Genomic DNA, 20,931 nt, shown 5'->3' on the forward strand with positions numbered 1-20,931 from the left:
CCAACCGGCGCCGAGATGGCAGCCGAACCCGGAGTTAGACATGACCACACCGATCCTTGAAATCCGCAACCTTCACGCGCGCATCGAAGACCGTGAAATCCTCAAGGGCGTCAACCTGATCATTCCTGCAGGCGAAGTGCATGCCATCATGGGCCGCAACGGCTCGGGCAAGTCGACGCTGAGCTATGTGCTGGCCGGCAAGGACGACTACGAGGTCACCGAGGGTGAAATCCTGCTCAACGGCGAGAGCATCCTCGAGATGGAACCCAACGAGCGTGCGGCTGCCGGCGTGTTCCTGGCGTTCCAGTACCCGATTGAAATCCCCGGCGTCGCCACCATGACCTTCCTCAAGGCCGCAATGAACGCCCAGCGCAAGGCGCGCGGCGAGGCTGAACTGCTGACGCCCGAATTCATGCGCCTGGTCAAGGAAGCCGGCACCCAGCTTCAGGTCGACACCGCCATGCTGAAGCGCCCACTCAATGTGGGCTTCTCCGGCGGCGAGAAGAAGCGTGCGGAAATCATGCAGATGGCTTTGCTGAAGCCCGCGCTCTGCGTGCTCGACGAGACCGATTCCGGCCTCGATATCGATGCGCTGCAGGTAGTCTCGAAAGGCGTCAACGCGCTGCGCTCCGACAGCCGCTCGATGCTGGTCATCACCCACTATCAGCGGCTGCTGAACCACATCGTACCCGACGTGGTGCATGTGTTCAGCGATGGCCGCATCGTTGAAAGCGGCGACAAGGATTTGGCATTGCAGCTCGAAGCCAAGGGCTATGCCGACTTCGACGGCGCGGCGGCCTGATCCATGGCAATCGCTTTTCCCGTCCGGCTCGGTGCAGCCGAAAATACTTTGATCGAGCAGCTCAAGAGCGTGGGCGCTGACGCTACCGCCGAGCGGATAACCGTCGCCGGCCTGCCGACCCGCCGCGTCGAGGCCTATCACTATACCGATCTCAAGTTGCTGCTGAAGGCGATCCCGCCACTGGCGCAGGCCGCTAATGAAGCCAGTGCTCCGGCTCTGCGCATCGCCGGCGCCTATCAGTTGATGATCGCCAATGGCATGATCCAGTCCCACGCTACCGCGCCCGCCGGCGTCATCGTCGGCAAGGCCGCGGGCACTGCGCTGTCGACCCGCGACGACGTGCTGGTTCATCTCAATGGCGCCTTCGCCAGGCAGAGCCTGACGCTGACGCTGGAAAACTCCGTCGACACCGTGATCCAGATCGATCGCCGCATCGAGGGTCTGGCCGCTCACGCTGCCGACTCGGTCAAGATCTTCGTGGCCGATGGCGCTTCTGCCACCATCATCGAGACCTTCTCGGGCTCCGACGCGGCCCATGTCGGCAACCACGCCACCTATGTGGCGCTTGGCAAGGACGCCAGGCTCACCCACATCACCGTGGACCTGTCGGCCCGCGCCGTCAGCCACTTCGCGACCAATGAGTACCATGTGGGCGAGGGCGCCAACCTCCGCACGCTGGTTGTCCATGCCGGGGCAGGGCTCGCCCGCACGCACGTCTTCCCGCGCTACGAGGGTACAGGCGCCCATGGTGACATCACCGGCCTCAACCTGGTTTCCGACGGGCAGCACGCTGACATCACCATGGATGCGCTGCACGCCGTGCCGCACACCACGTCGCAGCCGCTGTTCAAGTCGATTGCCCGCGGGCGTGGCAAGTCCATCGTGCAGGGCAAGCTGGTGGTGGCGCGCGATGCGCAAAAGACCGACGCCAAGTTCATGCATCAGGGCCTGATGCTATCGGACGAAGCCGAAATCCTGAGCAAGCCCGAACTCGAGATCTATGCCGACGACGTCGTCTGCGGCCATGGCTCGACCTGCGGCAAGCTGGACGAAGACAGCATGTTCTACCTGATGAGCCGTGGCATCCCCAAGGAAGAAGCCGAGACCATGATGGTCCGCGGCTTCCTCGATGAACTGGTTGACCCGATCGAAGATGAGGCGCTGGCAGAGGCGCTGCATGGCGTGATCGACGGCTGGCTGCTGGGGAAGTAGGGACGAAAGACTTCGAGCTTGTCCTTCCCTCCTCCTTGAGGGGAGGGACCGAGGGAGGGGGTAGTTGTGTGGGTCACTGATGGACCCCCACCCCCGACCCCTCCCCTCAAGGGGGAGGGGAGCAGACTGCCGGAGCCAGTGAACCAATGACCTTCGATGTCGAAAATGTTCGTGCCGACTTCCCGATCCTCTCCGAGGTCATACACGGCAATCGGCTGGTCTATCTCGACAGCGGCGCCTCGGCACAGAAGCCGGTGCAGGTGCTCGAGCGGATGGACTATGCGTTCCGCCATGAATACGCCAACGTCCATCGTGGCTTGCACACGCTGGCCAACCGGGCGACCGAGGCTTACGAAGGCGGCCGCCATGCGGTGCAGGCGTTCCTCAACGCAGCCCGTCCCGAAGAGATCATCTTCACCCGCTCGGCCACCGAAGCGATCAACCTGGTTGCGCAGTCCTTTGCTGGTCCGCGCATCAGCGAAGGCGATGAGATCGTCCTGTCGATTATGGAGCACCACTCCAATATCGTGCCGTGGCACTTCCATCGCGAGCGCAAGGGCGCCGTCATCAAGTGGTTCGATGTCCGCGACGACGGCAGCTTCGATATAGATGCCTTTGAAGCAGCGCTGACCGATCGCACCCGCATGGTCGCGATCACCCATATGTCCAACGTGCTGGGCACTGTGACGCCGCTCAAGCAGGTCATCGAGATCGCCCATGCGCGGGGCATTCCGGTGCTGGTCGACGGCAGCCAGGCCGCTGTACATATGGCGGTCGACGTGCAGGACCTCAATGCCGATTTTTACGTCATGACCGGCCACAAACTCTATGGTCCGACCGGCATCGGCGTGCTGTATGGCAAATACGACCTTCTGGCCGAGATGCAGCCCTATCAGGGCGGTGGCGAAATGATCGATGTGGTGACCATGGACACCGTCACCTACAACGAACCGCCGCACCGTTTCGAGGCAGGCACGCCGCCGATTGTCCAAGGCATCGGCCTCGGCGCTGCGCTCAAATACATGAGCGAACTCGGTCGCGAGGCCATTGCCTCACATGAGCATGCCGTCGCCGAATACGCCCAGGAGCGCCTCAGCCGCATCAATTCGCTGCGCCTGATCGGCACGGCTCCAGGCAAGGGCGGCATTTTCTGCTTCGAGATCGCCGGAGCACACGCCCATGACGTCTCGACCATTCTCGACCGCTACGGCATTGCCGTCCGCGCCGGCACGCATTGCGCCATGCCGCTGCTCAAACGTTTCGGTGTCACCTCTACCTGCCGCGCCTCCTTCGCCCTATATAACGGCAAGGACGACGTCGACGCGCTGGTGGACGGCATTGAACGCGCCCAGAAATTTTTCGCCTGAATTGGTGACCTTATGACCGACGAACCTGTAATTGCGCCCGCCCCGACCATTCCCGAAAACCGTATCACGCCCACGGTTGGCGGCGGCCTGCCCGAATCGGAGGTGGAACGCATCACTTCCGACCTGATCGGGGCGCTCAAGACCGTCTATGACCCGGAAATTCCGGTCGATATCTATGAGCTTGGCCTGATCTACAAGGTAGATCTGGACGATGACCGCAAGTTGACCATCGACATGACGCTGACGGCCCCGGGCTGCCCCGTGGCTGGTGAAATGCCCGGCTGGGTCGAGAATGCTGCCCGCGGCGTCGAAGGCGTCCAGGACGTCACTGTCAACATGGTGTTCGATCCCCCGTGGGACGCGACGCGGATGAGCGAAGAAGCCCAGGTCGCGTTGAACTGGTGGTAATCTGAGGCGTTTCGTCCTACATATCGTGAAATGCCGATAGAAAGTTTGACCATGGCCTTCAAGATCATGTCGCTGACAGATGCCGCTGCCGAACGCATCACCGAGATCATCGAAGATTCCGACAAGCCTGTCATTGGCCTGCGCATTGGTATCAAGAATTCCGGCTGCGCTGGCGTTGCCTACACGATGGACTACGTCGCCGAACCGGTGAAGGGCGACGACCACGTCACCGACAAGAGCGTCAACGTCTGGATCGACCCCAGGGCCACCATGTACCTGCTGGGTACCGTGATGGACTTCGAAACCGCCAAGATGAGCGCCGGATTCACGTTCAAGAATCCCAACCAGACCGGCGAATGCGGCTGCGGCGAGAGCGTCACGCTGAAGGCGGCGGACTTGAAGGCTATCGCCGAGGCGCGCGCTACGGCGTAGCTTCTGGTGCGGGTACCCTGTTACCCAACAACAGTTGCACCGCGCCCCACCATGATGCATTGATCCGGCCATCATGCTGAACCCGCTCCCGCCTGCGCTCACCATTGTCCCGCCCAATCGTCCGCTTGTCGGGCGCGTTTGCCCGCCGGGTTCCAAGTCTATTACCAATCGGGCGTTGCTGCTGGCTGCGCTGGCGAATGGCACCAGCCGTCTCACAGGGGCGCTTAAAAGCAAGGACACGACGCTGATGGCCGCAGCCTTGCGGCAGATGGGCGTCACCGTCGAAGAGCCTGGCGCTACCAGTTTTACCGTCACCAGCACCGGCCGGCTGCGGGCACCGGCCGGTCCGCTGTTCCTCGGTAATGCTGGCACCGCCACGCGCTTCCTCGCCGCCGCCGTAGCGACGGTGGACGGGGAAGTCATCGTTGATGGTGACGACGAGATGCGCGTGCGCCCGATCGGACCGCTGGTGACGGCACTGCAGTCCCTCGGCATCGACGCAACGTCGCCAACCGGCTGCCCGCCCGTCACGATTCGCGGCAAAGGCAGTTTCGGCTCCGGCCGCGTCGAGATCGATGGCGGACTGTCCAGCCAGTATGTTTCGGCACTGCTGATGGCGGCGCCGCTGGGCGATGGCCCAATTACCGTCGCGCTCACCGGCAGCGACATCGGTGCTCGCGGCTATGTCGACCTCACGCTTGCCGCCATGCGCAGCTTCGGCGCCACAGTCCAGCAGCTGGACGCCGGCACCTGGCTGGTCCAGCCCACTGGATACCAGGCCGCCGACCTGCTGGTCGAGCCAGATGCCTCCGCCGCGACCTATCTTTGGGGCGCTCAGGCGCTCACCGGCGGCAAGATCGACCTTGGCGTTGCTGCAGACGCCTTCACCCAGCCTGACGCTTTGGCGCAGGCCGTTATCGCGCAGTTTCCCAACATGCCTGCCGTGATCGACGGCTCGCAGATGCAGGATGCTGTGCCGACGCTGGCCGTGGTCGCCGCCTTTAACAACACGCCGGTCCGCTTTGTCGGCATAGCCAACCTGCGCGTCAAGGAAACCGACCGGATCCGCGCCGTAGCCAATGAACTCAACCGCATCCTGCCGGGCCTCGCCACGGAGGAGGGCGATGACCTGCTGGTCGCATCGGATACCAATCTGGCCAGTCGCAGCCAGCCGGCGCGCATCGTGACTTATCACGATCACCGCATCGCCATGAGCTTCGCTCTCGCAGGCCTCAAACTGTCGGGGATCACCATTCTGGACCCCGCCTGCACCGGCAAGACCTACCCCGAATACTGGGACATGCTGGCAGGGCTGGGCGTGGAGTTGCAGCCCAAAGCCTAGGCGGCGGAGACGCCGGGAAGGGCTGACTGCAGTTCGCTCAGCTGGTTCTCGCTGAACACCTTGTTTCGGCCGGCATGCTTTGCGGCGTAAAGGCACCGGTCGGCACGCTCGATCAACGAGCCTGCGGTATCGCCACGACGATACGCGGCAAGGCCGAAGGACGCAGTGATCCGGCCAAGCTTTTCATTGGTGGACCGCTTGAGCAGTTCCTTGGCCTGGATCGCCTTGCGGATATTCTCCGCCAGGATGATGGCGCCTTCGAGATCGGTCGAGGGCAGGATGGCCACGAATTCTTCGCCGCCATAGCGTGCCGCCAGGTCCTTGCCCTTGATGTTAGACTTCAGCGTCATCGCCACCAGCCGCAGCACCTGATCACCGGTCTGGTGTCCGAAGCTGTCGTTGAAGTTCTTGAAGTGATCGATGTCGATGATCATCAGGCACAGCGGATCGCCGGTTATTTTGGCGTCGGCGATTGCCGTGTCCATACCCTCGTCGAAGCTCTTGCGATTGGCGATCTTGGTCAACGGGTCGAGCAGCGATTCGCGTCGCACATCGTCCAGATCACGCTGCAGCGAGGCGATATCGTCGCGCGACGCTTCGAGCTTTTCCTCTAGCGAGGCGTTGGTTTCCTGCATGTTGCGCGTTTCGGCCAGCAAGCGGTCGGCCAGCGCCTTCATTGCCGTTGGCGAGATATCGCGTGCCAGATCGCCACTCGCGGTCTGCAGCGAGCCTGAATAGGCATTGGCGGTAATCATGGCGCCATCGATGGCTTCGTGCACCGCGTCGATCCGGGCATGCATGCGCTCGGACACCGCCGACATCCGGTCGTTGACGTCGGACTTCAGAAATTCGTTGTACAGCGTCTCGGCCAGATTGGCGGAGGGCGTATTGCCGGCTCGGAAAATGGCGTTGATACGGTTGTTCAGCGTCGGGTTTACGCCCGTCGCATAGGTGAAAAGCAGCTCGTAGAACTGTGGGTAAGGCGGGATTCCGCTGCGCTTGAGCAGGTCGAATGCCGAATTGGCATAGCCCAGTGCGCGATTGAATTCCTGATCAGACACTGCGTCCCTCGCGTGTCGTTACGTTTCAGCCCGATGCGCTAACAGCGCACCGATTCCCTATTTGTTAGATACCGCGCAGGCACGACAAAACACAACTGTATCAATGCAATAAAGCGGCTTAGCCCACAGTCAATCGAGACAGATCTAGTTGGAAATGCGCGTAGGCCGCAACAAGAAGGCCGGGACTGGGCCGTCATTGCCAAACGGCGAAGTGCTGAACGATTCCGAATCATCGGCTTCGGCTTCGGCGCGCGTCTTGCCACGGGCACGTGGAGGACGTTGCGCGTTACGATCGGACTTTGGTGCGGCTTCGACGGGAGCTGCTTCCGAAGTAGCGATGAGTGCTTCTTCAGCGACTTCGGCGGCGCGTTCAACTGACTCGGCGACAGCTGCTGCTCCGGCTTCTGCCCGTGTCGTGCCGCGACGACGCTGATTGCGCTGGCCGCTTCGTGCAGTTGGCGCCGGAGCCGCATTTGGCGCCTCCTCGGCCGAGGGTTCGACGGGTTCGGATGCGACGGCGGCTACGGCAGCCGGACGAGTGCGCGACGGACGAGTCGCCGGAGCGGGAGCCGCCTCGGCATCGGTGCGGTTGCGCGGACCGCCGCGACGCGAGCGTGCCACGCGGGCAGGGCGTTCGGCGGAGCCTTCTTCATCTGCCGTGGCGGCAGCGGCAGCAACGGGCGCAGCCTTGCCGGTCGTTTCCAGATAGTCGATCGGCTTCTGGATCAGCTTGAGGATCGAATCGAGATGCTTGCCATCGGCAGGCGCCACCAATGTGTAAGCGACGCCCGAACGGCCGGCGCGACCGGTGCGGCCGATACGGTGCACATAGTCTTCGGCATGTACGGGCACGTCGAAATTGAACACATGGCTCACAGCTGGAATATCGAGGCCGCGGGCGGCTACGTCACTGGCCACCAGCAGTGTCAGGCGATTGCCCTTAAAAGCGTCGAGTGTTTCAGTGCGGCTCTTCTGGTCCATGTCGCCATGGAGGCCTGCGGCCGAAAAGCCGTGCCTCTCCAGCGAGCGCGCCAGCGTGGCGACGTCGCGCTTCCGGTTGCAGAAGATGATCGCATTGGTCAGCGCAGTGGCGCCTTGGATCAAGTCCCGCAGGGTGGCGCGTTTTTCTTCGGGCTTCGAGCCGACCTTGACCAGCTTCTGGTCGATGGTATCGGCTGTGGAAGCAGCGCGCGACACCTGCACATGGACCGGATCCTTGAGGAACTTCTTGGTCAGTTTCTCGATCTGGGCGTCCATCGTTGCCGAGAACAGCATGGTCTGGCGGCGGGGTGGCAGGCGATTGACGATCTTTTCGATGTCGTCGATGAAGCCCATGTCGAGCATGCGGTCGGCCTCGTCGATGACGAGAATTTCAACGCCGTTCAGCATGATCTTGCCGCGCTCGATCTGGTCGAGCAGGCGACCGGGGGTGGCAATCAATACGTCCACGCCGCGATCGAGCTTCTTGTTCTGGTCTTCGAACGATACGCCGCCGATGATCAGCGCCATCGTCAGACGATGGTTCTTACCATATTTTTCGAAGTTCTCGCTGACCTGGGCCGCGAGTTCGCGCGTCGGTTCGAGAATGAGCGTGCGGGGCATGCGGGCGCGGGCACGGCCGTTTTCCAGCAAGTGCAGCATCGGGAGCACAAAGCTCGCCGTCTTGCCGGTGCCGGTTTGGGCAATACCGATGACGTCCTTCTTTTCGAGGACGTGCGGTATGGCCTGGGCCTGGATTTCGGTCGGCGTCGTGTAGCCGGCTGCCGTGACGGCATCGGTTACTTTGGTGGACAGGCCAAGCGCGGAAAAATCAGTCAAGTTGGGTAATTCCACTCAGATATGTGGCCCGGGGCCAAGTCCAGTCCGAGACATTCGAACGGTGCGCCGGGGTTTTCAGCAGTGGACCGGAAAGTCGGTACGCGAACGCATCCACAACTGGGGGTGGCCACCGGACGACTGCAGGAACTGCGAGAGTACTGCGAGAAACCACGGAATGGCCCTGAGGCATATTCGGCGAGAACAGGCTGAATTCGATGAAACAGGCCGTCCGGCAGGAAATGCTCCAGCGGCGCGGACCATATCGCAAAGGCCTTGTCTGTCAACGCTTTTGGCACGGTTAGGGTTATCGAGCGCCCCCGGCGTATCCCTTTGAGGCAGTGGCGACAGTCTTAAACGTCCAGATCGGTCACGAATGCAGCGTTTTCCTGGATGAAGTCGAAGCGGGCTTCGGGCTTGGTGCCCATCAGTCGATCGACGCTGATCCTGGTGGCTTCGAGATCGTCACGCACCTTTACTTGCAGCAGCGTGCGGCTCTTTTTGGACATGGTCGTTTCGCGCAGATGCGCGAAGGGCATTTCGCCAAGGCCTTTAAAACGGGTCATATCGACCTTGCCCTTGCCGGTAAACTCGGTTGCCAGCAATTCGACCTTGTGCGGCTCATCGCGCGCATACAGCGTCTTGGCGCCCTGCGTGATGCGGAACAGCGGCGGCAGGGCGAGATAGAGATGCCCGCCATCGATAAGCTTCGGCATTTCCTGGAAAAAGAATGTGATCAGCAAGGTCGCGATATGGGCGCCGTCGACGTCAGCATCGGTCATGATGATGATCTTGTCGTAGCGCAGGTCGTCGTCGCTGTAGCGATCGCGCGTGCCGCAACCCAGTGCCTGGATCAGGTCCGAGATCAACTGGCTGGCCTGCATCTTCTCGCGACTGGCGCCGGCCACGTTGAGGATTTTGCCACGCAACGGCAGCACGGCCTGGCTCTTGCGGTCGCGTGCCTGCTTGGCGGAGCCACCGGCCGAGTCACCCTCGACGATGAACAGTTCCGCGCCTTCCTTAGCGCCCTGCGAGCAATCGGCCAGCTTGCCAGGAAGGCGCAGCTTGCGCGTGGCGCTGGCGCGGTCGATCTCTTTTTCCTTGCGACGGCGCAGGCGTTCCTCGGCGCGCTCTACCGCCCAGTCCATCAGCTTGCCGGCCTGGTTGGGCGACGAGCCCAGCCAGTGGTCGAATGCATCGCGCAGTGCATTGTCGACGATACGCGTGGCTTCGCCCGAGGCAAGCTTGTCCTTGGTCTGGCCGACGAATTCCGGCTCGCGCATGAAGACGCTCAGCATGGCGCTGCAATGGGCCAGCACGTCTTCCGCGGTCAGCAGGGCGCCATTCTTGTTCTTGGTCAGCTCGGCATAGTTCTTGAGTCCGCGCAGGATAGCCGCGCGCAAGCCGGCCTCATGGGTGCCGCCATCGGGCGTTGGCACCGTGTTGCAATAGGAAGAGACACCACCGTCGCCCAGCGTCCAGGCGATGGCCCATTCGACGGCGCCATGGGTGCCGGGCTTGCCGTGGCTGCCGGAGAACAGCTCGTCGACGATGCGCGTTTCGCTCTCGATACGGGCCGTCATGAAGTCCTTGAGACCATTGGGATAATGGAACGCCGCCTTGGCCGGCGCGTCCTCGGTTACCAGCGTGGCGTCGCAGCTCCAGCGCAGTTCGACGCCGGCAAAAAGGTATGCCTTGGCGCGCGTCATCCGGTACAGGCGGGCTGCCGAGAAATGGGCGTGATCGCCGAAAATCTGTGGATCGGGATGGAAACGCGTGGTGGTGCCGCGGCGGTTTTGTACGCGGCCGAGGGCTTCGATTTCGCCCAGCGGCTTGCCGCGGGAGAAGGCCAAGCGGTGCAACTGCTGCTCGCGCGCGACCTCGACGATCAGGCTGTCTGACAGCGCATTGACCACTGAAACGCCGACGCCATGCAGGCCGCCTGAGGTTTCATAGGCTTTTGAATCGAATTTGCCGCCGGCGTGCAGCACGGTATGGACGATCTCGAGTGTCGAGCGGCCGGGAAACTTCGGGTGGTTTTCGACTGGAATACCGCGGCCGTTGTCGGAGACGGTGAGGAAGCCGTCTTCGCCCAGATGCACTTCGATCCGCGTGGCGTGGCCGGCGATTGCCTCGTCCATGGAGTTGTCGATGACTTCGGCAAACAGGTGATGCAAAGCATTGGCGTCGGTGCCCCCGATATACATGCCGGGACGCCGCCGGACCGGCTCAAGTCCTTCCAGCACCTCAATATCTGCAGCCGTATACGAACCTGGTACGCTCGCGGCCTTGGGCGCAGGCTTGGATGCCTCAGGCTTGATACGTTCGGGTTCGGCGCCGAAAAGGTCTTCTGCGTTGGACATGCACATTCCGTCTTGCGCCCGAATCAGGCGTTTTCGCCTTCTAGCATATCGCAGAGGGTTGCCGAGCCGGGCAGGGAACCTGCCCACAGATGCGGAGTTCTCCACAAAACTGAACGGAAGATGAACGACAAATTCCGCATGCGTTAAGCCGCAATGGGGAAGATGAACGATCGGTCCGCTTCAAGGAGGCTACAATGTCCAGACTTGCGATGATTGCCATGACGGTACTGCTGCTCGGCACCGGTCTATCGATGCCGGCCCAGGCCCAGTCGCCCGGCTTCGGGGTGTTCTTTGGTGACCAGGAAAGCGACTTCTATGCTCCTGAACGCTTCAGTTGCATGAATGACCGGCAAATCCGCGATGCCGTAGCTGACCTCGGCTACACCAATATCTCGCTCAATGTCGTGATGAAGCGGAACATCCAGGTGCGTGCCACCCGTGATGGCGTGGTCTATCTGCTGGATTTCAACATCTGCACCGGTCGCGTCGAGGGACGCCAGCAATTGCGCCGCGCCCCATAATTTCTGGAATAGATACAAACCCGTCCCAAGATCGGGCGCTCGGTTTACGTTCTGTTTGTCTCTTGAAAGCACTTTCTTAAACGCAGACTGCTAGAAACGTCACATACGGTTTTTGTCTGGAGTTTCCGTATGCGAGCCGATCGGGATCCTAGTTCTGCGTATCCGATCTCTGCCGGCTCAATCGTCTTCGGTGTTTGGCCGCATGCCGGATCAGGTATTGCGTACCGGTTGGCCAAGTTCACCGCCCCGCGTTATGGGGTTATCGCGCTGGTCGCGACCATGTTCTATTTTCTCTGATCTGCGCTGATTGATTTCCGTCCCTACGGCGGTTATGGATCGCTGACGCCAGCACACAAACTCAGGGAGGGCGCGGAATGACTTTGCTTTTTACGCGCCGTTCAAGTGGCCCTGTCTGCGCCCTGTGGCTTTCGCTGCAGGGCTGACCGGTACTGGTACGACTGTATTTCTGTCTCACCATCGGTTTGCCCTCCGTGGCGGTTTTGACCGCCTCCCCACGGCATTTGGCGCCTTCGCGCTGCACTAGTGAGATATGATTATGGGCTCTATCAGCCTCCGCAACGCCGGCCTCGTGGCCACCGACACGCTGTTTGCAAATTTGAACTTCGTCATCGCCGATGGCGACCGTGTCGGCCTCGTTGCCGGCAATGGCCGCGGGAAGACAACGCTGTTGCGCGCCATGGCCGGGCAGGGCGAACTGACCTCCGGCGACATCACCCGCTCGCGCGGCCTGACCGTTGGCTATGTCGAGCAGGACATGCCGCCTGCCAGCATGGGCCTGACGCTTTACGACGCCGTGCTGGAAGCGCTGCCGCCGGCCGACCGCGATACCGATAGCTGGCGCGTCGACGTGGTGCTCGACGAGTTCGAAACGCCGCCTGCCATGCGTAACCGCAAGCTGACTGAATTGTCCGGTGGGTGGCAACGCATCGCCCTGATAGCCCGCTGCTGGGTGCTGCAGCCGGATGCGCTGCTGCTCGACGAGCCGACCAACCATCTCGACCTCGGCAAGCTGTTCCAGCTTGAAAACTGGATCAATCAGGCGGCGCGCAACATCCCGGTCATCATCGCCAGCCATGACCGGCAATTCCTCGACGCCACCACCAACCGCACGCTGTTCCTGCGACCCGATGCCAGCCACTATTTTCCGCTGTCCTACAGCAAGGCCCGCATCGCCCTGGCCGAACTGGACGAAGCGGCAGAGGCCAAGCGCGAAAAGGACCTAAAGGAGGTCGGACGCCTGCGCAAGCAGGCCGCCAAGTTGACCAATATCGGCATCAACTCGGGCAGCGACCTGCTAGTGGTGAAGTCGAAATACCTGCGCGAACGGGCCGCCAAGATTGAAACCGCCGTGCTGTCGCTGCACAAGGAGCGCAGCGGCGAAATCAAGCTGGGCAATAGCGGCGCCCAGGCCAGGGTCATGCTGGCGCTGGAAAATGTCGAAGTCACCAGCCCGGTCGGCGACAAGCTGTTCCGCATCGACAAGCTGCATGTGTTCCAGGGCGACCGCCTTGTCATCCTGGGCAGCAATGGCACCGGCAAGTCGCAGTTCATCGGTCTTGTGCACCGCGCCATGCAGGGCGCCGAAACGCCGGGCATTCGCGTCAGCCCGCAAGTGGTCCCGGGCTATGTCGATCAGGCCATGAGCTTCCTGCCCGCCAAGGCGTCGCCCCTTGGCTACATCACCAGCAGCTTCAATGAGGGCGATCAGCGCAGCAAGAGCCTGCTAGCAGCCGCCGGCTTTGCGCTGGAAAAGCAGGACCGTCCGATGACGGAGCTATCATTTGGCCAGCGCGCCCGGCTAGGTCTGTTGGCCATTCGCCTGAAGCAGCCCAATTTCTACCTGCTGGATGAGCCCACCAATCATGTCGACATCCCGGGGCAGGAGGCTCTGGAAGATGAAATCCTCGCGCACGGCGCGACCTGTATCCTCGTTTCGCACGATCGCAGTTTTGTTCGTGGTCTCGGAAGCCGGTTCTTCCTGATCGAGAAAAAGCGCTTCAAGGAAGTCGAAAGCCCCGAGCCGCATTTTGCGGAGATGGCGCTGGAGGCTGAGCAGTGAGGGCTGAGGAGAAATTGCCTGCATGGCGATAGTCGTCACTCCACTCTTCTTTTTCCTCGGGCTTGACCCGAGGATCACTCATAGATTGCGCCGGGTTGACAGTAACCCTCGGGTCAAGCCCGAGGGAGAAAGGGAGTGTTGTGGGGTGCGATGAAGCCAGGCATGGGTTTGTCGCAGCCATGCCCCCAAACAAAAAGGGCCCCTTGCGGAGCCCTTTTCACGTTCAAACTACCGAGCCTTAGGCCGAGTAGTACATTTCGTATTCGACCGGGTGAGGCGTCTGCTCGAACTTTACGACTTCGGTCATCTTGAGCTCGATGTAGCTCTCGATCTGATCCTTGTCGAACACGCCGCCTGCGAGCAGGAACTCGTGATCTGCTTCCAGAGCGCCGAGGGCTTCGCGCAGCGAGCCGCAGACGTGCGGGATCTGCATCAGTTCCTGGCGTGGCAGCTCGTACAGATCCTTGTCCATCGGCTCGCCGGGGTGGATCTTGTTCTTGATGCCGTCGAGGCCGGCCATCAGCATGGCCGAGAAAGCCAGGTACGGGTTTGCCAGCGGATCGGGGAAACGGATCTCGACGCGCTTGGCCTTCGGCGACTGGCCGAAGGGGATACGGCAGGAAGCCGAACGGTTACGGGCCGAATAGGCCAGCAGCACGGGGGCTTCGAAGCCGGGCACCAGGCGCTTGTAGCTGTTGGTGGTCGGGTTGGTGAAGGCGTTGATCGCCTTGGCATGCTTGATGATGCCGCCGATGTAATACAGCGCTTCCATCGACAGGCCAGCATACTGGTCGCCGGCGAAGGTGTTCTTGCCGTCCTTCCAGATCGACTGGTGGCAGTGCATGCCCGAACCATTGTCGCCGAAGATCGGCTTCGGCATGAAGGTCACGGTCTTGCCATAGGCATTGGCGACTTGATGGATGACATACTTGTAGATCTGTACGTCGTCAGCAGCCTTGATCATCGGCGCGAACTTGATGCCGAGTTCGTGCTGGGCCGAAGCCACTTCGTGGTGATGCTTCTCGACCACAACGCCCATTTCGGCCATTGCTGCGAGCATTTCGCCACGGATGTCCTGCGCGCTATCCAGCGGCGGAACCGGGAAGTAGCCCTTCTTGAGACCGATATGGTGGCCGTTGTTGCCGGCTTCATAGGCGGTGTCGTTGTTGGACGGCAGTTCAGGGTGGTCGACTTCAAAGCTGACCTTGAACGGCGTGTTGGAGTACTTCACGTCGTCGAACATGAAGAATTCCGGCTCGGCGCCGAACACGACCGTGTCGCCGATGCCCGAGGACTTGAGGAAGGCTTCGGCCTTCTTGGCCGTGGTGCGCGGATCGCGGCTGTACGGCTGGTAGGTCAGGGGCTCGAGAATGTCGCAGTTCACTACCAGAGTGGACGCGCCGAAGAAGGGGTCCATGTAGTGTGAATTGGGATCGGGCATCAGAACCATGTCGGACTCGTTGATGGCCTTCCAGCCACCGATCGAGGAACCGTCGAACATTGTGCCCTCTTCGAACAGGTCTTCATCAACGATCGAAACGTCGAGCGTGACGTGCTGCAGCTTGCCGCGCGGGTCGGTGAAACGCAGGTCGAGATACTTGATGTTCTCGTCTTTGATGCGCTTGAGGAGATCGGCTCCGGTGGTCATAGGTATACCCCTGTTAGAACGAAATGCTGGTTGTCTGGTACGGCGAGTTGCGTCGGGGCACGGCCCTAGAGCGCGTCGTCGCCGAATTCTCCGGTGCGGATTCGAATGGCCTGCTCGATTGAGTAGACGAAAATCTTGCCGTCGCCGATGCGACCGGTTTGCGCCGCATTGCGGATCGCTTCGATGGCTTTTTCTGCGAGTTCATCCGGGCACACGACTTCGACCTTAACCTTGGGCAGGAAATCGACGACATATTCGGCGCCGCGGTAGAGTTCGGTATGGCCCTTCTGGCGGCCAAAGCCCTTGGCTTCGGTCACGGTGATGCCCTGCAGGCCCACTTCCTGAAGCGCCTCTTTGACTTCGTCGAGCTTGAACGGCTTTACGATAGCCTCGATCTTTTTCATTGTGAGCCTCCACGTGGCACTTCTTTCAGATACCGCACACTCGTATGCATGGCCTGTGCCACTCCAATGCCGGCTCGAATATGCATGCAAAACAAAGGGTTTAACCGCCACTTATATCGCAAGCCTGCCAAGTTGGGCCCTCCAGGTGGTCAAAAAATAGCCAGTTTGCACATTTTGTGAGCATTTTTTGGCCTGTTGGCGCGCGAGTATCGACAAGAAATGGCGCATAAGACGGCAAATGCTGCGTGATCATGGCAAGGGGCTGGTTGCGATCCGCAATCACGGAAAATTCGCCAAGCTAGGCTTTGACGGGCTTTCCATCTTCATATAGATGCAACGCCAACCCGGCCACCGGGTCCTTTTGCGGGTGTGGCGGAACTGGTAGACGCACTGGATTTAGGTTCCAGCGCCGCAAGGCGTGGAGGTTCGAGTCCTCTCACCCGCACCAATAGGACTAAGGCCCAGGATCAATGTTTACGGGACAAAACCCAATGCAGGTTACCGAGACCCTCAATGAAGGCCTGAAGCGCAAGCTGAGCGTCACTATTCCGGCCACCGACCTCAACACGCGCCTTAACGCCAAGCTCGAAGAGCTCAAGGGTCAGGCCAACATCAAGGGCTTCCGTCCCGGCAAGGTACCGCTGGCGCACATCAAGAAGATGTATGGCCGTTCGGCAATGTCCGAAGTGATGACCGACGCGATCAACGCGACCGTCTCCGAGACACTCGACGAGCGCAAGGAACGCGCTGCAGCCCAGCCCAAGGTTGATCTGCCCGACGATCAGGCCGTGATCAACGAAGTGCTCGATGGCAATGCCGACCTGGCATTCGAAGTCGAATACGAAGTGCTGCCGCCCGTCTCGCTGATGAATCTTGACGGCATCAAGCTGGTCAAGCCGGTGATCGACATCACCGACGAGGAAGTCACTGCCGAAGTGAACCGCGTGTTTGCCCAAAACCGTGGCTACACGGACAAGGGCGATGAAGGCGTCGTCGAAACCGGCGATCGTCTCGGGCTGTCGTTTGTCGGCAAGATCGACGGCGAGGCATTCGATGGCGGCACTTCCGACCATGCTCACCTGACCGTCGGCACCGGCGAATTCATCCCCGGCTTCGAAGAGCAGCTGGTTGGCATGAAGAAGGGCGAGACCCGCGAAATCGAAGTGACCTTCCCGGCCGACTACCAGAGCGCAGAGCTCGCCGGCAAGAAGGCCCAGTTCGAAGTCAACGTGCTGCACATCGACGGTCCGAACACCGGCGAGCTGAATGACGAATTCGCCCAGCGCCTCGGCGTCGAAAACGTCGAAGCCATGCGCGCTGCCGTCAAGACACAGATGGAAGCCGCGCTCGGCACGATGAGCCGCCAGCACATGAAGCGCCAGATTCTCGACGCACTCGATGAAGGTCACAAGTTCGATGTTCCGGCCCAGCTGGTCGATGCCGAATTTGCCACCATCTGGCAGCGCGTCGAGCATGAAGTGCAGAGCCACGGCAAGTCCTTTGAAGACGAAGGCACCACCGAGGAAGCTGCGCGCGCGCAGTACAAGGCCATTGCCGAACGCCGCGTGCGCCTCGGCCTGGTCGTTGCCGAAATCGGCAACCAGAACGAAGTGAACGTGACCGAGGAAGAGCACCAGCAGGCGTTGATCGCCGAAGTGCGTCGCTTCCCCGGCCAGGAACAGCAGGTCTACGACTACTACCGCAAGAACACCCAGGCTCTTGCCGGTCTGCGCGCCCCCGTGTTCGAGAACAAGGTCGTCGACTTTGTCGCCGACAAGGGCGACATCACCGAGACCAAGATGTCCCGTGAAGAACTCGCCAAGCTGATCCAGGCTGACGAGGACGACGTTCCGGAAGAGCATCATCACTAAGGTGTCTTGCCGCTAAATTCGAAGCCGCCCAGAAATGGGCGGCTTTTTTGTTATCTATGCTAAGGAGCGCACACCACCCTCGGTGTCACCCCGGCGCAGGCCGGAGCCCATCCCGAGATCGTGCCGTCGCCGCGAGGTCGTCCAAACCGGCTGCGCGAATTGATGGACCTCAGGATGGATTTCGGCTCAAGGCCGGGATGACACCGCGTTTCTGGATGTCTCAGTGAACGAGATTGAATATCAATTAGGATCACCATGACCCACGCCCCAGCCGACATCCTGCTCACGCCGCGCCAGATGGGCGAGGCTGACCGGCTGGCCATGGCTGCCGGCGTGACGTCGCTGACGCTGATGGAGGCTGCTGGCAAGGCCGTCGCCGAAGCCGTCATGGAGCGCTACTATCAGCGCTCGGTGCTGGTGCTGTGCGGCCCCGGCAATAACGGCGGCGACGGCTTCGTGGTGGCACGGCTGCTCAAGCAGAAGGGCTGGCCCGTCCAGCTCCGCCTGATCGGCACCCGCGATGCGCTCAAGGGCGATGCTGCGGCCATGGCTGCGCAATGGACCGGCCGCATCGAGGCGCCGACCCCCAGGGATATCGAAAGCGCCGACCTGATCGTCGATGCTTTGCTCGGAGCAGGCCTCGACCGAGACGTCGAAGGCGCCTTTGCCGAGATCATCGAGGCGGTCAACGCAAGCACCAAGCCGGTAGTGAGTATCGACATTCCCAGCGGCCTCGACGGGGCCACCGGCACCATTCGCGGCACCGCCATGGTCGCCGACATGTCCGTTACCTTCTTTCGCCTCAAGCCGGGCCACCTGCTGCAGCCCGGTCGCGATCGCTGCGGCGAAGTGGTGCTCGCCGATATCGGCATCCCCGACATGACGCTCGACAGCATCGGCGCCAAAACCTGGCAGAATACGCCCAGCCTGTGGTCAATTCCCGATGCTGACAATTCTGCCAACAAATTCCATCGCGGCCATGTCGTGGTGGTCTCCGGCGGCCCGCTACAGACCGGCGCCGCCCGCCTCGCCGCGATGGGCGCCTTCCGCGTCGGCGCGGGCCTGGTCTCGCTGACCGGCTCCGAGGCGGCGCTGCTGGTCCATGCCAGCCACGTCACCGCCGTCATGCTCAAGCCTGCGGAGGACACGGCAGCGCTGGCCGAACTGCTCTCCGACAGGCGCATCAACGCCGTCGTCATCGGTCCAGCCGCAGGGCAGGGTGAAACCACTGCCGCCAATGTCCTCGCCGTGGTGAAATCCGGCGCTGCCGTGGTGCTCGACGCCGATGCATTGACCAGCTTTGCCGGTAATGCCGAAACCCTGTTTGCGGCCATCAAGGCCAGCGACCGACCGGTCATCCTCACCCCGCACGAGGGCGAATTCCAGCGCCTGTTCGGCGACGTGCCCGGCGGCAAGCTCGAAAAAGCTCTCGCCGCTGCCGAGGATTCCGGCGCCATCCTGATCCTCAAGGGCAGCGACACCGTCGTCGCCAGCCCGGACGGACGCGCCGCAATCAATGCCAATGCCCCGGCCTGGCTCGGCACGGCCGGCTCGGGCGATGTGCTTGCCGGCATGGCCGCCGGCCTGATGGGTCAGGGCATGCAAGGCTGGGAAGCCGCCTGCGCCGCCGTCTGGCTCCATGCCGAAGCCGCCAACAGATTCGGCGGGCCAGGCCTGATCAGCGAAGACCTGCCGCTGCTGGTTCCCGGCGTCTTGGCGAGCCTTTAGCGCCAACTCACCGTCAGCCGCTGCAGTCCGTGGAAATGGTACACATCATTGTACCGCGGCTCTTCGGCCAGCCGCAGCTTCGGCAGCCGCTTGAACAGCTCGCTGAACGCCACCTGTAGCTCGATGCGGGCTAGCGGCGCCCCGATGCAAAAGTGGATACCGGCGCCAAAGCTGATATTGGCGCCATCGGTGCGGAACGGATCGAAGCTATTGGCATTGGCAAAGCGCGCCGGATCGCGATTGGCCGCGCCGAGCATCAGCCCGACCACGTCGCCCTTGCGCAGGTTGATGCCACCATATTCGAGGTCGCTCAGCGCATAGCGGGTGAACATATGCAGTGGCGCATCGAAGCGCAGGCATTCCTCCACCGTGGCCTCGGTCTGCTCAGGCGTTGCAAAAAGCGTAACCGGATCGATACCGCTTTCGAGGATGGATTTGACGCCGTTGCCGGTGGTGTGGACCGTCGCTTCGTGCCCGGCATTGAGCAGCAGGATGGCCGTGGACATCACCTCTTCGTCGCTCAGCACATCGCCGCCGCGGTCCGAGGTCAGCATATGGCTCAGCAGGTCCTCGCGCGGCTGCTTGCGGCGTTCCTTGATCGCCTCGCCGACGAAGTCCATGAAGGCCTGCGACGCCTGATCGGCATCCAGCTCGGTCTCCTTGCTGACCCCGAACATATACATCGCCACCATGCGGTTCGACCACGCCAGCAGGTCGGACGCACTATCGGCCGGGAGGCCGATCATCTCGGCAATGATGATGGCGGGGATCGGGGCCGCAAATGCCTTGATCAGGTCAACCGAATCTTCGCCTTCGAACCGGTCGATCATCTCGTTGGCGAGTTTGACGATGCGCGGCCGCAACTGCTCGACGTGGCGCGACACGAAGGCCCGGTTCACCAGCGTTCGGAGCCTGGTGTGGGCTGGCGGTTCAAGGTTGAGCAGGGAATGCTTCTCGGTCAGATCGAACGCCGCCGTATGCGCCTTGGGCTCGGGCATGCCCAGCTCTTCGCGCGTCGCCACATGCAGGATTTCGCGGCCGAACCGCTTGTCGCGCAGCAGGGCGCTGACATCCTTGAAGCCGGCAAAGCACCAATGCCCATACTGGTCCCAGAAAAACGTCGGCTCGCTCGCGTGCAACTGATCGTAAAACGTATAAGGGTTTTGAAAAAACGCCGGATCGCGCGGCTCGGCACTGGCGCGTCGATGAGCAGGAACGTCGGAAACTGGCTTGATCTGGAGAATAGCGCCCATGGGAAGTCTTTATGCGAGAGGAGGTTGGGAGGACATTAGGGCGGTCACACCAGAACGCAACGGCGGATGATGTATTCTCGGCGTGGAATGGGTTACATGGCCGACAATGCACGAGGTCCGGATGACCAAGCACACGCTTCAATTGCCTGACGATCTCTATGCACTGCTGACGAATATGGATCCTGGCTGCTATCAAGGAACGTCTGGAAGACCTGGAAGATATGCGCGCGGCCGAAAACGTTCTCGAGGCACGGGCCAATGGCGAAAGCAAAACCTACTCTCTTGCTGAAGTGAGTCGTCAGCTTGGCCTGGACGATTGATTTCGACGAAGGCGCCCTCAGAGACCTGAACCGCCTTGGACGGACGGAGCAGTTGCGCATCCGACGCTACCTAGGTCGTGTTGACAAACTGGATTCCCAAAACGTCTTTGCTGTGATTCAAGACTGCTTTTTAGGAGGCGGTTTTGGCACGCGGGGATTTGTCGGACGCAGAGTGGCGGCTCATTGGAGAGCTTTTGCCGGCTGAACGAGGGCGCAAGTCCCGACCAGCGCAAGACAATCGCCGTTATCTGAACGGCATGCTCCATGTTCTGCGGGTTGGCTGCCCCTGGCGCGACATGCATGA

The 20,931-nt window shown here is 61.4% G+C and carries 17 protein-coding genes and 1 tRNA gene; 12 read left to right on the forward strand and 6 right to left on the reverse strand.

The genetic code is table 11. The features are described from left to right. Positions 1-40: 40 nt before the first annotated feature. The 6 genes from sufC (at position 41) to WH91_RS21230 (ending at position 5,563) form a co-directional block, all read left to right on the forward strand. Positions 41-802: a Fe-S cluster assembly ATPase SufC gene (gene sufC / locus WH91_RS21205; protein ID WP_046172998.1), complete on the forward strand. Its 762-nt coding sequence runs from the start codon at positions 41-43 to the stop codon at positions 800-802. Between the two features lie 3 nt (positions 803-805). Beyond that, positions 806-2,014, forward strand: a complete 1,209-nt coding sequence (gene sufD, locus WH91_RS21210; RefSeq protein ID WP_046172999.1) for a Fe-S cluster assembly protein SufD — start codon at positions 806-808, stop codon at positions 2,012-2,014. Between the two features lie 146 nt (positions 2,015-2,160). Next, positions 2,161-3,381 carry a cysteine desulfurase gene (locus WH91_RS21215; protein WP_046173000.1) on the forward strand — a complete coding sequence of 407 codons (1,221 nt, stop codon included), beginning with the start codon at positions 2,161-2,163 and terminating at the stop codon, positions 3,379-3,381. Between the two features lie 12 nt (positions 3,382-3,393). Next, entirely contained in the window at positions 3,394-3,789 is a 396-nt protein-coding gene (locus tag WH91_RS21220) for an SUF system Fe-S cluster assembly protein (RefSeq protein ID WP_046173001.1), read from the forward strand. 51 nt (positions 3,790-3,840) lie between these two features. Beyond that, the gene (locus WH91_RS21225) at positions 3,841-4,221 is read left to right on the forward strand and encodes a HesB/IscA family protein (protein WP_046173002.1); all 381 of its coding nucleotides are present in this window, start codon (positions 3,841-3,843) and stop codon (positions 4,219-4,221) included. A 73-nt stretch (positions 4,222-4,294) separates the two neighbouring features. After that, complete coding sequence (locus WH91_RS21230; RefSeq protein WP_046173003.1) at positions 4,295-5,563, forward strand: 3-phosphoshikimate 1-carboxyvinyltransferase; 1,269 nt, start codon at positions 4,295-4,297, stop codon at positions 5,561-5,563. On the opposite strand, the gene WH91_RS21235 is transcribed toward WH91_RS21230, so the two are convergent. From WH91_RS21235 to parE, 3 genes are all read right to left on the reverse strand, one after another. Next, positions 5,560-6,624: a GGDEF domain-containing protein gene (locus tag WH91_RS21235; RefSeq protein WP_052953032.1), complete on the reverse strand. Its 1,065-nt coding sequence runs from the start codon at positions 6,622-6,624 to the stop codon at positions 5,560-5,562. The two genes, WH91_RS21230 and WH91_RS21235, sit on opposite strands and share 4 nt — an antisense overlap. A 144-nt stretch (positions 6,625-6,768) precedes the next feature. After that, positions 6,769-8,442: a DEAD/DEAH box helicase gene (locus WH91_RS21240; RefSeq protein ID WP_082102314.1), complete on the reverse strand. Its 1,674-nt coding sequence runs from the start codon at positions 8,440-8,442 to the stop codon at positions 6,769-6,771. Positions 8,443-8,792: 350 nt separating this feature from the next. Next, a complete protein-coding gene (gene parE / locus WH91_RS21245) occupies positions 8,793-10,802 on the reverse strand; it encodes a DNA topoisomerase IV subunit B (protein WP_046173004.1) in 2,010 nt (669 codons plus the stop codon). 194 nt (positions 10,803-10,996) lie between these two features. On the opposite strand from parE, the gene WH91_RS21250 reads away from it, so the two are divergent. Further along, entirely contained in the window at positions 10,997-11,323 is a 327-nt protein-coding gene (locus tag WH91_RS21250) for a hypothetical protein (RefSeq protein ID WP_143078101.1), read from the forward strand. Between the two features lie 556 nt (positions 11,324-11,879). Further along, complete coding sequence (locus WH91_RS21255) at positions 11,880-13,403, forward strand: ABC-F family ATP-binding cassette domain-containing protein (RefSeq protein WP_046173006.1); 1,524 nt, start codon at positions 11,880-11,882, stop codon at positions 13,401-13,403. A gap of 238 nt (positions 13,404-13,641) precedes the next feature. Here the strand turns inward: WH91_RS21255 and glnA are convergent, their stop codons facing one another. Together glnA and WH91_RS21265 are read right to left on the reverse strand one after the other, a co-directional pair. Continuing rightward, positions 13,642-15,051: a type I glutamate--ammonia ligase gene (gene glnA, locus WH91_RS21260; protein ID WP_046173007.1), complete on the reverse strand. Its 1,410-nt coding sequence runs from the start codon at positions 15,049-15,051 to the stop codon at positions 13,642-13,644. 65 nt (positions 15,052-15,116) lie between these two features. Then, the gene (locus WH91_RS21265; protein WP_035079039.1) at positions 15,117-15,455 is read right to left on the reverse strand and encodes a P-II family nitrogen regulator; all 339 of its coding nucleotides are present in this window, start codon (positions 15,453-15,455) and stop codon (positions 15,117-15,119) included. A 363-nt stretch (positions 15,456-15,818) separates the two neighbouring features. On the opposite strand from WH91_RS21265, the gene WH91_RS21270 reads away from it, so the two are divergent. The 3 genes from WH91_RS21270 to WH91_RS21280 all read left to right on the forward strand — a co-directional run bounded on the left by WH91_RS21270 (position 15,819) and on the right by WH91_RS21280 (position 19,054). Further along, a tRNA-Leu gene (locus WH91_RS21270) sits at positions 15,819-15,903 on the forward strand. A gap of 43 nt (positions 15,904-15,946) precedes the next feature. Further along, positions 15,947-17,326, forward strand: coding sequence for a trigger factor (tig, locus tag WH91_RS21275; RefSeq protein WP_046173008.1), 1,380 nt, complete (start codon positions 15,947-15,949; stop codon positions 17,324-17,326). Positions 17,327-17,581: 255 nt separating this feature from the next. Further along, positions 17,582-19,054, forward strand: coding sequence for a bifunctional ADP-dependent NAD(P)H-hydrate dehydratase/NAD(P)H-hydrate epimerase (locus tag WH91_RS21280; protein WP_046173009.1), 1,473 nt, complete (start codon positions 17,582-17,584; stop codon positions 19,052-19,054). On the opposite strand, the gene WH91_RS21285 is transcribed toward WH91_RS21280, so the two are convergent. Next, positions 19,051-20,307, reverse strand: a complete 1,257-nt coding sequence (locus WH91_RS21285; protein WP_046173010.1) for a cytochrome P450 — start codon at positions 20,305-20,307, stop codon at positions 19,051-19,053. The genes WH91_RS21280 and WH91_RS21285 overlap by 4 nt on opposite strands. 463 nt (positions 20,308-20,770) lie before the next feature. Between WH91_RS21285 and WH91_RS23885 the strand changes: the two genes are divergently transcribed. Beyond that, positions 20,771-20,931, forward strand: a 161-nt coding sequence (locus tag WH91_RS23885) for a transposase (RefSeq protein ID WP_144408352.1), incomplete at its 3' end; no start/stop codon positions are given.

This window comes from Devosia psychrophila, from assembly GCF_000971275.1.
GTDB lineage: Bacteria > Pseudomonadota > Alphaproteobacteria > Rhizobiales > Devosiaceae > Devosia > Devosia psychrophila.

Coding starts and splice junctions, on each gene's coding strand:
- sufC (WP_046172998.1), top strand. CDS start 41: ATGACCACACCGATCCTTGAAATCCGCAACCTTCACGCGCGCATCGAA.
- sufD (WP_046172999.1), top strand. CDS start 806: ATGGCAATCGCTTTTCCCGTCCGGCTCGGTGCAGCCGAAAATACTTTG.
- WH91_RS21215 (WP_046173000.1), top strand. CDS start 2,161: ATGACCTTCGATGTCGAAAATGTTCGTGCCGACTTCCCGATCCTCTCC.
- WH91_RS21220 (WP_046173001.1), top strand. CDS start 3,394: ATGACCGACGAACCTGTAATTGCGCCCGCCCCGACCATTCCCGAAAAC.
- WH91_RS21225 (WP_046173002.1), top strand. CDS start 3,841: ATGGCCTTCAAGATCATGTCGCTGACAGATGCCGCTGCCGAACGCATC.
- WH91_RS21230 (WP_046173003.1), top strand. CDS start 4,295: ATGCTGAACCCGCTCCCGCCTGCGCTCACCATTGTCCCGCCCAATCGT.
- parE (WP_046173004.1), bottom strand. CDS start 10,802: ATGTCCAACGCAGAAGACCTTTTCGGCGCCGAACCCGAACGTATCAAG.
- WH91_RS21250 (WP_143078101.1), top strand. CDS start 10,997: ATGTCCAGACTTGCGATGATTGCCATGACGGTACTGCTGCTCGGCACC.
- WH91_RS21255 (WP_046173006.1), top strand. CDS start 11,880: ATGGGCTCTATCAGCCTCCGCAACGCCGGCCTCGTGGCCACCGACACG.
- glnA (WP_046173007.1), bottom strand. CDS start 15,051: ATGACCACCGGAGCCGATCTCCTCAAGCGCATCAAAGACGAGAACATC.
- WH91_RS21265 (WP_035079039.1), bottom strand. CDS start 15,455: ATGAAAAAGATCGAGGCTATCGTAAAGCCGTTCAAGCTCGACGAAGTC.
- tig (WP_046173008.1), top strand. CDS start 15,947: ATGCAGGTTACCGAGACCCTCAATGAAGGCCTGAAGCGCAAGCTGAGC.
- WH91_RS21280 (WP_046173009.1), top strand. CDS start 17,582: ATGACCCACGCCCCAGCCGACATCCTGCTCACGCCGCGCCAGATGGGC.
- WH91_RS21285 (WP_046173010.1), bottom strand. CDS start 20,307: ATGGGCGCTATTCTCCAGATCAAGCCAGTTTCCGACGTTCCTGCTCAT.